This is a genomic window from Spirosoma pollinicola (genome assembly GCF_002831565.1).
GTDB classification, from domain to species: domain Bacteria; phylum Bacteroidota; class Bacteroidia; order Cytophagales; family Spirosomataceae; genus Spirosoma; species Spirosoma pollinicola.
This window is the reverse complement of the sequence record NZ_CP025096.1, coordinates 5,405,034-5,417,050: the sequence shown is the minus strand read 5'-3', so window position 1 is coordinate 5,417,050 and position 12,017 is coordinate 5,405,034. Positions and strand designations below refer to the sequence as shown.

9 protein-coding genes are annotated in these 12,017 nt (G+C 48.4%); 4 read left to right on the top strand and 5 right to left on the bottom strand.

What is annotated here, in order from left to right; all coding sequences use genetic code 11:
* Positions 1-189 precede the first annotated feature (189 nt).
* The 4 genes from CWM47_RS22760 to CWM47_RS22740 all read right to left on the bottom strand — a co-directional run bounded on the left by CWM47_RS22760 (position 190) and on the right by CWM47_RS22740 (position 3,681).
* The gene (locus CWM47_RS22760; protein ID WP_100990481.1) at positions 190-468 is read right to left on the bottom strand and encodes a hypothetical protein; all 279 of its coding nucleotides are present in this window, start codon (positions 466-468) and stop codon (positions 190-192) included.
* A 616-nt stretch (positions 469-1,084) separates the two neighbouring features.
* Entirely contained in the window at positions 1,085-2,086 is a 1,002-nt protein-coding gene (locus tag CWM47_RS22750; RefSeq protein WP_100990479.1) for an NADP-dependent oxidoreductase, read from the bottom strand.
* Between the two features lie 138 nt (positions 2,087-2,224).
* Positions 2,225-2,950 carry an SDR family oxidoreductase gene (locus CWM47_RS22745; RefSeq protein ID WP_100990478.1) on the bottom strand — a complete coding sequence of 242 codons (726 nt, stop codon included), beginning with the start codon at positions 2,948-2,950 and terminating at the stop codon, positions 2,225-2,227.
* A 140-nt stretch (positions 2,951-3,090) separates the two neighbouring features.
* Positions 3,091-3,681: a TetR/AcrR family transcriptional regulator gene (locus CWM47_RS22740; protein WP_100990477.1), complete on the bottom strand. Its 591-nt coding sequence runs from the start codon at positions 3,679-3,681 to the stop codon at positions 3,091-3,093.
* Between the two features lie 560 nt (positions 3,682-4,241).
* On the opposite strand from CWM47_RS22740, the gene CWM47_RS22735 reads away from it, so the two are divergent.
* Entirely contained in the window at positions 4,242-5,168 is a 927-nt protein-coding gene (locus tag CWM47_RS22735) for a DUF808 domain-containing protein (protein ID WP_100990476.1), read from the top strand.
* Between the two features lie 171 nt (positions 5,169-5,339).
* Here the strand turns inward: CWM47_RS22735 and polA are convergent, their stop codons facing one another.
* Entirely contained in the window at positions 5,340-8,414 is a 3,075-nt protein-coding gene (gene polA, locus CWM47_RS22730) for a DNA polymerase I (protein WP_100990475.1), read from the bottom strand.
* A gap of 172 nt (positions 8,415-8,586) precedes the next feature.
* On the opposite strand from polA, the gene CWM47_RS22725 reads away from it, so the two are divergent.
* Genes CWM47_RS22725 through CWM47_RS22715 form a run of 3 tightly spaced genes read left to right on the top strand, consistent with a single transcriptional unit; the run spans position 8,587 to position 12,007 of the window.
* Entirely contained in the window at positions 8,587-9,750 is a 1,164-nt protein-coding gene (locus tag CWM47_RS22725; RefSeq protein ID WP_240625402.1) for a cytochrome-c peroxidase, read from the top strand.
* Between the two features lie 45 nt (positions 9,751-9,795).
* Positions 9,796-10,662: an alpha/beta fold hydrolase gene (locus tag CWM47_RS22720; protein WP_100990473.1), complete on the top strand. Its 867-nt coding sequence runs from the start codon at positions 9,796-9,798 to the stop codon at positions 10,660-10,662.
* Between the two features lie 52 nt (positions 10,663-10,714).
* On the top strand, positions 10,715-12,007 hold the full coding sequence (locus CWM47_RS22715) for a Zn-dependent hydrolase (protein ID WP_100990472.1): 1,293 nt from the start codon (positions 10,715-10,717) through the stop codon (positions 12,005-12,007).
* Positions 12,008-12,017 lie beyond the last annotated feature (10 nt).

The window sequence follows — 12,017 nt, the reverse complement described above, 5'->3', positions numbered from 1 at the left end:
AGCGGATTGAGAACCCGGGACCGTATTCTACCAATTAGCGTTGACAGTTGTTTTCTCCTTCCTACTCAATAACCATTCGCAAAAATGCTTGATTCACATCAAGGCTTTCTGCACGAAATTTACTGTTTGTCAGCTACTGGAGTGGCTAGTCTCGCCCGACGGGGTTCAGACGCTAAAGAGTAGCGCTTTTTATTTACCTTCCGGCTTTTGTAGTTCCTCAAAATCGCCAACCACCCATTTGGGTTTGGTGGTGCCAAATGGATCCAGAATGAACCGTCCCGTTTTCGTATCCAGAATGATAGTTTGTCGATCGCTGGTAACCACCTGAAACCGGCGTGTATCCACAACCGCCGGGTCGGGCTGGCCATCATGGGCGGACTTGAAGTTAGTTAGTGTTAGCAGGCCGCCTAAAGCAAGCGCACCCAGCAAAAACGAGCGAAGATCAATAGCAACGTTAATGGTTTTCATACTTGATGAGCGTTGAGATTTCAGAAGAAAGTGACTCAGAAGCCCCAATATACGAATTCTGCCAACCAGCATTACGTGCTTCCAACCCTTTCGAGTAACTCAGTGTCTTGCAATGGAACGAGACCTCATGCGATACAGTTCAGCGCTGTTTTTGATGACCCTTTTACTGCTAAGCTGCAAGAAGGAAGAAGTTTCGTCAGCGGCTTCAAGCTGCTATTCGAGAGTAAGCATCCATTACTCCTCTTGCAGTCTTATTTATTCTTTGCCTGGGCCATTAAACACGGGAAATCCCATAGCTCGCGTTTTCTTCATTCGTAGTCGCTTAGCCAATTTTATCGAGTTTTTCAACGAGTTTAGATTCGTCCAGTCGTGGTGGGAAACGATGATAAACTTGGGTTTGGGACACTTTTTTCTAACTCGCTTTAGCGTTGTCTCATAGTCAGTTTCATTGGCATCGCCCAAGTAACCCAAATTCTCCGCATCAGCCCCCTTCGTCAAACAACCACCATAGAGAATTTTTTCTTTACTAAACCATACTGCTATATTATCAAGCGTATGCCCTTCTCCCAGGTAATAGGTTTCACGTGATAGTCGACTACGTGAATGAGTGACCAATTTATTTTAAGCTGATAACTACTTTTCCTTTGGCTCGTTTGCTTTCCATGTAAGCCAGAGCGTCGTTGGCTTTCTCGAACGGATAAACCTTGTCGACTACAGGTTTGAGGATGCCTGCTTCGACCAGTCTGGTCAGCTCCGTCAACTGTTGACCACTGGCCCGCATGAACAGGAAACGATAATTGATGCCTCGTTTCTTTGCTTTTCGCCGGATGCCCATACTTAGCAAGCCCATAACAATTTTCACAAACCAGGGAGCGTTCTTCTGCACAGCCAGATCAGCCGTTGGCGGGCCTGTAAGGGATACAACCGTACCACCAGGTTTCACTACGTTCAGCGATTTTTCGAGTGTTTTTGTATCCTGACTGTTCAGCACGACGTCGTAGTCGGTCAGGATCGTTTCAAAGTCCTGGGTTTTGTAATCGATCAGGACATCGGCTCCCAGCTTTTTCAGCGCATCGAAACTGGAGGCTCCAGCGGTGGTAGCGACCTTTGCTCCCAGGTGTTTGGCAAGCTGGATGGCGATGGTACCAACTCCACCGGAACCGGCCTGAATGAACACGCTTTGCCCTTTTTTCAGGTGAGCCTGCTCAACCAGCGCTTGCCAGGCGGTCAACGCTACCAGCGGCAGGGAAGCGGCTTCGGCCATCGATAGGTTTTTGGGCTTCAGTGCTACGTCGTTTTCATGGATGGCAATCTGTTCAGCGAAGGTCCCAATCCGGCCATCGGCGGGCCGGGCGTAGACTTCATCGCCAACCTTGAATTTCTTCACCCGCTTGCCAACCTGAGTAATAACACCCGCCACATCGTGGCCCATGATCAGGGGAAATTTGTACGGTAAAACCAGCTTGAATTCACCTGATTTTATCATAGAATCCAATAGGTTCAACCCGGCCGCATGGATGTCTACCAGCACGTCCGTGTCGTTGACCACGGGTTCAGGTACGTCCGCAAGCTGCATGGCCCCCGCTTTGTCGTATTTGTTAATCAAGAATGCTTTCATGGTGATTATCTATTGTCGTGAAGCCGTGTTATCGACCTTTTTGGTTGGTATTTTTTTTTCGCACGACCGTATAATAGTGTGTCATCATGATCGCGTTTTGGTAATTTTTATTTCCAGAAAATTGCTGGCCGACTGTACTCAATGGCTGCTGACTGAAAGCGGTTCTGCTAACTGATGAAATCGTTTTGCATCGCCAACCGGCACCTCAAACTGGTCGTTGGCCAGCGCCAGCAAAAGTTCGTCGGCTACTTCCGAAGCCGGAATACCGTTGGCCCCTCCTATCTCGGCCGAGAACTCCGTATTGACCAGGGGTGGATATAATTCATAGATATTCAATTTGTCATTTTCAGCAAACGTGTCTCTCAGGCCCTGGGTGTAACTGTGTAGGGCGGCCTTGCTGGCGGAATACGTCGGCAGGTATTTGTTGCCTCTGAAAACCGCGATTGAGGTCACATTTACGATGGCGGCATCGGCCTGTTTCAATAAATGGGGCAATACCAGCGAGGTGAAGTGAATGACGCTCAGATAATTCGTATTAATCTCCTGATAGGCTTTCCCAACGGCATCGTTGGTGCTATCGCCGAGGTTATTCATAAAAGCAGTTCCCGCATTGTTGATGACAATATTGACGTCGGGATGCTGAGCGGCCAGTTCCTGCGCGATGCGGATGCGATCGGCTTCTACAGACAGGTCGCCCTGAAGGGCTACGGCATCGTTAAGCTCGCTCAAAGCAATTTGTAGTCGTTGGCTATTGCGGCCATTAATGATAATTCGATTCCCTGCGGCACTCAGCTTTTTGGCAATTGCCAACCCAATGCCCGCACTCCCACCACTTATAAATACTGTATTTCCTGTTGTTTTCATGTCCTGTGATTGTTTAAAAAGACGATTTTCAATCAATTCTGATTAATCAGCCCTACTATTAAAATTTCCATTTTATACTTTTTAGTCTATTTCTGATGCAAAAAAAATAGACTAAAAAGTATATATTCATCGAAAAAAATTTATGAAATATACTGTTCCAGTTCCGATTTCAGGCTTTTGATCAGGGCGTGCATCGGCTTTACTGTGTCCATTATACGGCACATGATCAGCCCCCCTTCTACGGCCGCTACAAGTTTGAAAGCCAGGACGGGTGGGTTCAGCTTGTTCGAAAATTCCCCGTTTTGAATACCTTCTTCGAGCAGCTTGGTCATCTCCTGTTGGCCAGCTTTTATAACTGCCGCTACTTTTTCTTTCATAACAGGATGATTGTCGTCGACTTCAGTAGCCGTATTGAAAATAGGGCAACCACCTGGAACATAGGTTTGTATGGGGTCTTTGTAAAAATCCAGAAAGGCAAACACTTTTGCCTTTGCTGTTTTACCACCGGCAACAGCCAAGTGGATCTTATCAACAGTTTTCTTTAGAGCGAGATCAATAACTTGCTCTGACAGGTCTTCCTTGCTCTGGAAATGTCCATACAGGCATCCTTTCGTCAGCTTGGTGGCATTCAGTACATCGTCTATACTTACCCCTGCTATCCCTTTTACATTGTAAAGGGGTATTGCCGTTTCCAGTATAAACTGCTTCGTCTTTTCTGCTTTTGTGAACATGGCATTCCTTATGTTGATGCAAATATACTAAATAGTATATTTTCTAATCGAGGTAAAGTCATTTTTTTTTCAAAACTTCTGATCTTTCAGTAACTGAAGAGTTGTCAATAAACGACTATTACAGATCAATAAACAGATAGGTTAAACGCATTTAACTAGTAGAGTTTGGGCCTGGTTCAGGCCTTTATGGCATGAACTGGTGAACATTTCTTGCCACGTGCCGGATTTTCAGCTCAATTGTATAAGGAAACATGACTTATTCGACATTTTGGTCACCACGCTGCTGGCCGTCATTTGCGGGGCTGATGATTTTGACGAAGTTGAACTGGGGCATGAATTATCAACTTCTTTCCAACTTTCACCTGGCAAGCCAGTTAAACTATCTCAGAGACGGCTATAAAGGAGTAAACACAGCGATTTTTGTGTAGGCAATCGCACCGTTCCAGCAACCTGACACCAGCCTTGCCCTACCGGTACCATCTGAGGGGCGGGACTCTGAAAATAGGGGTTTTGTTGATGCAACCGCTCCAGTATTTATATTAGTAGCCAACTTTTAGACGATGCCTTCAGGACTCTTTGCTTTATTGGATGATATCTCGGCGTTGGTAAAAGCAAGTGCGGCCAGTTTGGATGATGTGCCTGCTCAAGTAGCTAAAACGACCGGAAAAGTGTCGGGCATTGTTATTGATGATACGGCCGTTACGCCCAAGTATGTGGTGGGGCTCGATCCATCCCGGGAGCTTTCTGTTATTTACCAGATTGCCAAAAAATCGCTGATCAACAAACTCCTGATATTAAGCCCGGCAGCCTTGTTGCTTGGCTATTTTGCCCCCTGGGCAATTACGCCTATTTTAATGGTAGGTGGCGCTTATTTATGTTTTGAAGGCTACGAAAAGGTTCATTCACTATTTAGTCATCACCCCGACGGGCACCCTGAACAAGAGCAGATAAAAGAGATTACTCCCGAGGAATTAGAGAAGGAACGAGTGGGTAGTGCAGTTCGCACGGATATTATTTTGTCGGCAGAAATTATGGCCATTGCTTATAGCCAGATAACCGGCCAGCCGATCGTAAACCAGCTTATAGTGATGCTGGCGGTGGCAGTTTTTATTACGGTAGCCGTCTATGGGTTTGTTGGCTTGATTGTTAAGGCTGATGATATGGGGCTACACCTGACTGGCGATAAATACCCCCCGGCAACTCAAAAAATAGGTCGCGGCATTGTAAAATTCATGCCGCATTTCCTGCGTTGGCTCGGTTATGTAGGAACAGCTGCCATGCTTTGGGTAGGTGCCGAAATTATTGCACATGGCATACCATTTACGGCTCATTTACTGCACGATTTAGAACAAAACTTATCCTCAATGCCGGTAGTGGCCTGGTTAAGCAAGGCTCTGGCCTGTGGAGTTGCCGGACTTGCGATAGGGTTTATCGTTGAGAAACTGGTGGTTCTGGTGAAGAGGGTATTTTCCCGCTCCGAGAAGTAGTGCAAACAGTTCTGCGTTACCCCTTTTTCTGCCCCAACCAGTTGCTCTGCCGCTAGGTCAATATCACTGTTCCGATCCATTACAGCAACAAAATACGGATCATGTATAATTGCCTAACCATCGTTAAGAAGAACTTCACGCACAATAGGATGAAAAATAGCTTTCGTCATATTAGTGCGCTACTAACCAGTTCTCACCCGTGCCGATACCGGTTTCCATCTTCACGCCCATTGGAATGGCGTTCCGCATGATTTCGTCGACACGAACACGGAGCAGCTCGATTTCGTCGCGGTGAGCATCGAAGACCAGTTCATCGTGTACAGTCAGAATCATTTTGGACTTTAGCCGCTCGGCCTGCATAAACTCGTGAATCTGGATCATAGCAATCTTGAGCATATCAGCGGCACTTCCCTGAATAGGTGCGTTTACGGCGTTGCGTTCGGCAAACATCCGGTCGGTCTGGTTACGGGAGTTAATGTCGCGCAAATACCGCCGACGGCCCAGAATGGTTTCGGCATAGCCAAAGCCCCGCGCCTTTTCAATACACTGGTCGATGTAATCTTTCACGGCCGGGAAACCCGCAAAGTATTCGTCGATGATCTGAGCCGCTTCTTTCCGGGGAATCTTCAGCCGCTGCGATAAACCAAACGCCGAAATGCCGTAGATAATACCAAAATTGATGGTTTTGGCTTTCCGACGCATATCGCCCGTAACTTCGTTCAACTCAACATGAAAGACTTTACTAGCCGTTTGGGTGTGAATATCGACGCCGTTGTTAAAAGCTTCGAGCATCGTCTGGTCACCACTGAAAGCCGCCATAATCCGTAATTCGATTTGCGAATAGTCGGCCGACATGATCACGAACTCCGGCCCGCGTGGTACGAACGCTTTCCGAATTTCCTGTCCGCGTGGGGTACGAATCGGGATGTTTTGTAAATTCGGATTCGTGGATGACAGTCGCCCGGTGGCGGCTACAGCCTGGTTGAACGAGGTATGAATCCGCCCGGTGCGTTTGCTGATCAGCAACGGTAAGGCATCGACATAGGTATTCTTGAGCTTGATCAATTCCCGGTAGTCCAGAATCTTTCGGGCAATTTCGTGTTCGACTTCCAGCTTCGACAGGATTTCCTCGCCCGTGGCATATTGTCCGGTTTTGGTCTTTTTGGCGTTCTTATCGAGTTTGAGTCGATCGAAAAGCACTTCGCCCAACTGTTTCGGCGAACCAATGTTAAACGTCTCACCCGCAATATCGAAAATCTCCTGCTGCACCTGCCGCATATCGACTTCAAGCGTAGCAGAAAGTTCTGCCAGGGCATTGGTATCGAGCGTAATACCTTCCAGCTCCAGATCGGTCAAAACCTGAACGAGCGGCATCTCAACCTGATCGAAGAGCTTATGTAAGCTGTCTTTTTCGAGTCGGGGCGCAAAAGCTTCTTTGAGCTGCAATGTAATATCTGCATCCTCACCCGCATAGTCAACCACTTTCTGAATATCTACGTCGCGCATCGTCAACTGGCCTTTTCCTTTTTTGCCAATCAACGACTCAATTTCGACGGGGCTGTAATTCAGGTAGGTCATGGCCATCATGTCCATATTATGGCGCATTTCGGGCTCAATAAGATAGTGGGCAACCATCGTATCGAACAGCTTGCCCTGCACTTCTACGCCATACTTTTTCAGCATCAGCAAGTCGTACTTCAGGTTCTGGCCTATTTTCTCGATAACCGGATTTTCAAAGACAGGCTTGAACTGATCGACTATCGCCTGGGCTTCGTCACGATCCGCAGGAACCGGCACATAAAAAGCTTCGCCCGTGCGATACGCAAACGACAAACCAACAAGATCGGCCTCAACAGGGTCAATGGCGGTCGTTTCGGAGTCGAAACAAAGACTTGTCTGAATACCTAAATAATGCACCAGACTGGCTCGTAGTTCGGGCGTGTCGACCAGCCGATAGTCGTGTTTTACAGACAGAATCGTCTTGCGCCGTTCAGGCTGATTCTCATCAATTTCGTAATCCGGATAGACGTCGAGGTAAGCCGGTGCTTCGGTTTCGGTAACCTCAGCCCCAGTATTATCATCTGTCGTAACGGTATCCGTCACATCGCCGGGGGTCGCTTCGGTAGCCGACGCAACCGGCGCTTTTACCGCCGTTCGTTTACCTTTTGGCTTTTCAACAGGTGTCGCCGTTGGTGTATCGCCGGAACCAAAATCAAAGGGCAGATCACCCGCCCCCGATGGGTTGGAGGCTCCCATATTGGGGAAAGGCAGGAAGGCAGGCGCGTCACCGCCAGGAGAATCGAATAGGTTCATCTGCGACGTGCCGCCTGTTTTGAATGTATCAGGCAACGGCTTTTCGTCGTAACTACCTCCTAACAAACGGGTTTTCATTTGCCGGAATTCCAGCTCATCCAGCAACGCGGCTAGCCGGGGTTTGTCGTATTCAGTATGGCGCAGGTGTTCTTCGTCAAAAGGCACCGGTACCGTCAAATGAATGGTTGCCAGCTCTTTCGAGAGCAAGCCCTGCTGTGCGAAATTGACAACATTTTCCTTGAGTTTCCCTTTCAGCTCGTCGGCGCGGGCAATCAGATTTTCGACCGAACCAAAGTCAGCTACGAGTTTCTGCGCTGTTTTCTCGCCGATACCCGGAATCCCCGGAATGTTATCGACCGAATCGCCCATCAAACCGAGCATGTCCGTCACCTGGTCGATCCGCTCAATTTGCCAGCGTTCCAGTATTTCGTTAACACCCAGTTTTTCGGCAGGTTTGCCCATAAAAGCGGGCTTATAAATATGAATGTGCTCTTCCACCAACTGCCCGTAATCTTTATCGGGTGTCATCATATACACCTCAAAATCGGCCAGAGCGGCTTTTTTGGCAATCGTCCCAATAATATCATCGGCTTCGTAACCATCCAGAATCAACATGGGTATGTGCATAGCCTCTATGATCTGTTTGATATAGGGCATGGCCACGCTGATATCTTCGGGCTGCGACTGCCGGTTAGCTTTATACATCGGGAACGACTCGTGCCGGAAGGTCTTTTTGGCCGAGTCGAAAGCGACACCAATGTGGGTTGGTTTTTCTTTGGTCAATACCTCGATCATGGCATTCATGAAGCCAAAAACGGCCGAGGTATTGATGCCCCTTGATGAAATACGGGGTGACTTGCTAAAGGCAAAATGCGCGCGATAGATAAGCGCCAGCGCGTCTAACAAAAACAGTTTTTTAGTTGGTTTGGCCATTCGATAGAAGTAACGGGTCAATAGCCCAAAGGTCGAAAGTCTTGCGGACAATCACGCAGTGTAAGCCTGACAAATTGCGAAGCAGTGACAGAGAATCCTATAAAAATAGAACAGTTGTAGAAGCCGTTTGATTCCTATAAATTGGGACTCAGATCGTAATGCCCTCCACCGTATGATGCGCAAAAATCTATTTACCCTGCTGTCGATACTAATTTTTTTCACAGTTGTTATTGAAGCGTGTAAGAAAGATGATTCCAGCACCAGTATCGCCCCCGTAATACCGACACCGGTTCAGCCCGTCACGGCCACGAACCCCATTACCAACGATACAGCCTTACTTGGCCAGGCGCTGTTTTGGGACCCAATTCTGTCGGGCGGTAAGGACGTAGCCTGCGCGACCTGCCATCATCCTAACAACGCCTATACCGATGGCCTGGAGCTTTCCCTGGGTGCCAATGCCATTGGCTATGGGCAAAATCGCCGGTTTCTGCAACCAAACGACATACCCTTGACGAAGCGAAATACGCAGACCCTCCTCAATGCGGCTTTTAATGGCATGGATGCCAACGGAAAGTATGTAGCGTTTACTGCACCCATGTTCTGGGACTCACGGCTCCAAAGTCTCGAAAATCAGTTGATCGGCCCACTAACGACAGTTGAGGAAATGCGCGGCCATGCGTACAGCGAAGCCGTTGCACTGGATAGTCTGGTGGCTCGATTGACGAAAATTGCAGAGTACCGGCAACTGTTTCAGGCGGCTTTTGGCAGCAGCCAGACCATTACGGCGGCAACCATCACCAAAGCCATTGCAACATTCGAGCGCACCCTGGTTGCCATGAATTCGCCTTACGACCGTTACCAGAAAGGCGATAAAACGGCCCTGACTGACCAGCAAATTCAGGGTATGCTGCTCTTTAAAGATGAAGGTTGTGCCATTTGCCATTCGGGACCGATGTTTTCCGACTATAAACTGCACGTGATGTCGGTGCCTGATAATGTGCAACTGGCCAGCTCTGACGCAGGCGCAGGCGGCACCTACGCGTTCCGAACCCCTTCGTTACGAAATGTCGGGCTGACGGCTCCGTATATGCACAATGGTGTTTTTCAGAATCTAAAGCAGATCATGAAATTTTATGATGATATCGGCGAGCCTATTTCCCAAAATCCACATGTTTCGGTGCAGCAGTTAGACTCGAAAATACAGCGTATCGCACTGGGTAACAATGAGCAGGACCAGGTGATTGCCTTTCTGAACGCGCTAACCGATCCTTCTTTTAATAAGTACATTCCGGCTCGCGTCCCCAGCGGCCTTAATCCGGGTGGCAACATCCGGTAGCTTACGTTTCAGTACCTTCCAACAACTAGTTAGCAAAGACTCATCATGAATCCACCAAAAAAACGCCTTCTGTTCCTGATTGCCTCCTTGCTGATGCAGTCTGCATTTGCTCAGTCGACATTGCCGGTTGCGGCATCCGGCAAAACGGTGTATGGCAACAATCCTAAAGTTGGGAAATACGCCAACATCCGGGGATTCAACATGTATTACGAGGTGTATGGCACCGGTAAGCCTCTCCTACTGATTCACGGGAACGGAGGTTCCATCGAAAACTTCAAAAATCAGATTCCTTACTTCGCTAAAAACTACAAAGTGATTGTGGCCGATAGCCGGGCGCAGGGGAAATCGACCGATACCAGCGATTCGCTCACCTACGAAATGATGGCCGACGATCTAAACGCCCTGCTGAATAAACTTCATGTGGATTCGTGTTACGTCATTGGCTGGAGCGATGGTGGTATTGATGGGTTATTACTAGCCATGCGCCATCCCGAAAAGGTAAAAAAACTGGCCGTTACGGGTGCAAACCTATGGCCCGATACAACGGCCGTTCAGCCCGACCTTTTTCAGTGGATCGTTGCCACCAATGATAGCCTGGCCAAGGTACCGCAAATACCAGCGGTAAAAGCGCAGAAGAAACTGCTCAGCCTGATGATTCTCCAGCCTCATATTTCAATCACAGATCTGAAACAGGTAAAGTGCCCTACGCTGGTGATTGGTGGCGATAATGATGTGATTTTACCAAGACATACGATGGCGATTGCTCATGCCATTTCACAGGCGTACCTGTGGATTTTACCCAATTCCGGGCATTCGACCCTCGTTGTTTACAAGGATATCTTCAACCAAGTCGTCGGGGATTTTTTCAAAACACCTTATCGAAAAATAAAGGGTATGGCCCAACTAGAATGAGAAAAGTGGCAACCAATACCTAACCAATTACATCAATACGACCTATCTTTCCATGAAAAAAGGATTACTTATTTGCCTTGCCCTGGCATCATCAACAGCCTTTGCTCAGGCGCAGACTGGCAACCTGAAAATCAATCAGCAACGGATTCAGAACCGGCTGCTGGAGTTGTCCAAAATTGGCGCATTACCCAATGGTGGCGTGGATCGGGTGGGCTACAGCAAAGCCGATCAGGAAGGCCGGGCCTATTTTATCGGGCTGATGAAAAACGCCGGACTCGACGTATCCATCGACTATGCGGGCAATATCATTGGCAAACGAAAAGGAAAAAACCCGAGTCTGAAACCTATTGCCTTCGGCTCACACATTGATAGTGTTCCCAATGGTGGCAATTATGATGGCCCCGTCGGTTCAATTAGCGGACTGGAACTCATTGAAACCCTCAACGAAAACAAGGTCGTCACCGAACACCCGCTGGAGCTGATCATTTTTGCCAATGAAGAAGGGGGAACAGTTGGTAGTGGCGCTATGATTGGCAAAATAACCCCTGCCGCGCTGAAGTCGGTCACACAAAGCGGCCTGACCATAGCCGACGGTATCCGGGCCATTGGCGGGAACCCCGACAGCCTGAGCAAAGTGGTCCGAAAGAAAGGTGATCTGACCGCATTCATTGAGTTGCACATTGAACAGGGAGGCATCTTGATGACCCAAAACCAGCAGATCGGGGTGGTCGAAGGAATTGTTGGGATTGAACATTGGGACGCCACGATTGAAGGCGCGGCCAACCATGCCGGTACAACACCCATGAACGTCCGTCGCGATGCATTACTGGCAGCGGCCAAACTGATTGTTGCACTGAATGAGGTAGTTACCAGTCAGGAAGGGCGGCAGGTTGGAACCGTCGGCAAACTAGCGGTCGAGCCGGGTGCCTACAATGTTATTCCGGGTAAAGTGGTGATGGGGATCGAAATTCGGGATTTGTCGTACGACAAAATATGGAAGCTGTTTCACGAGGTAGAAGCCAAAGCCAAAGAAATTGCCAAGACTTCAGAAACGACCATCACGTTTACTCAGTCGAGTGTAGGTGTTACACCCGCGCTTACGGCCAAGCCAATTCAGGATAAAATTATCAGTGTCGCAAAATCGATGGGATTTTCGTACCGATACATGCAGAGCGGAGCCGGGCATGATTCGCAGGAGATAGCACAAATAGCACCAGTTGGTATGATTTTTATACCGAGTGTGGGCGGCATCAGTCATTCACCTAAAGAGTTCTCGAAAGGCGTTGACATCGGCAACGGGGCCAATGTCCTATTGCAAACGATGTTGACCATCGACCGAAATTAATTATTGTACC

Coding starts and splice junctions, on each gene's coding strand:
- CWM47_RS22760 (WP_100990481.1), bottom strand. CDS start 468: ATGAAAACCATTAACGTTGCTATTGATCTTCGCTCGTTTTTGCTGGGT.
- CWM47_RS22750 (WP_100990479.1), bottom strand. CDS start 2,086: ATGAAAGCATTCTTGATTAACAAATACGACAAAGCGGGGGCCATGCAG.
- CWM47_RS22745 (WP_100990478.1), bottom strand. CDS start 2,950: ATGAAAACAACAGGAAATACAGTATTTATAAGTGGTGGGAGTGCGGGC.
- CWM47_RS22740 (WP_100990477.1), bottom strand. CDS start 3,681: ATGTTCACAAAAGCAGAAAAGACGAAGCAGTTTATACTGGAAACGGCA.
- CWM47_RS22735 (WP_100990476.1), top strand. CDS start 4,242: ATGCCTTCAGGACTCTTTGCTTTATTGGATGATATCTCGGCGTTGGTA.
- polA (WP_100990475.1), bottom strand. CDS start 8,414: ATGGCCAAACCAACTAAAAAACTGTTTTTGTTAGACGCGCTGGCGCTT.
- CWM47_RS22725 (WP_240625402.1), top strand. CDS start 8,587: ATGATGCGCAAAAATCTATTTACCCTGCTGTCGATACTAATTTTTTTC.
- CWM47_RS22720 (WP_100990473.1), top strand. CDS start 9,796: ATGAATCCACCAAAAAAACGCCTTCTGTTCCTGATTGCCTCCTTGCTG.
- CWM47_RS22715 (WP_100990472.1), top strand. CDS start 10,715: ATGAAAAAAGGATTACTTATTTGCCTTGCCCTGGCATCATCAACAGCC.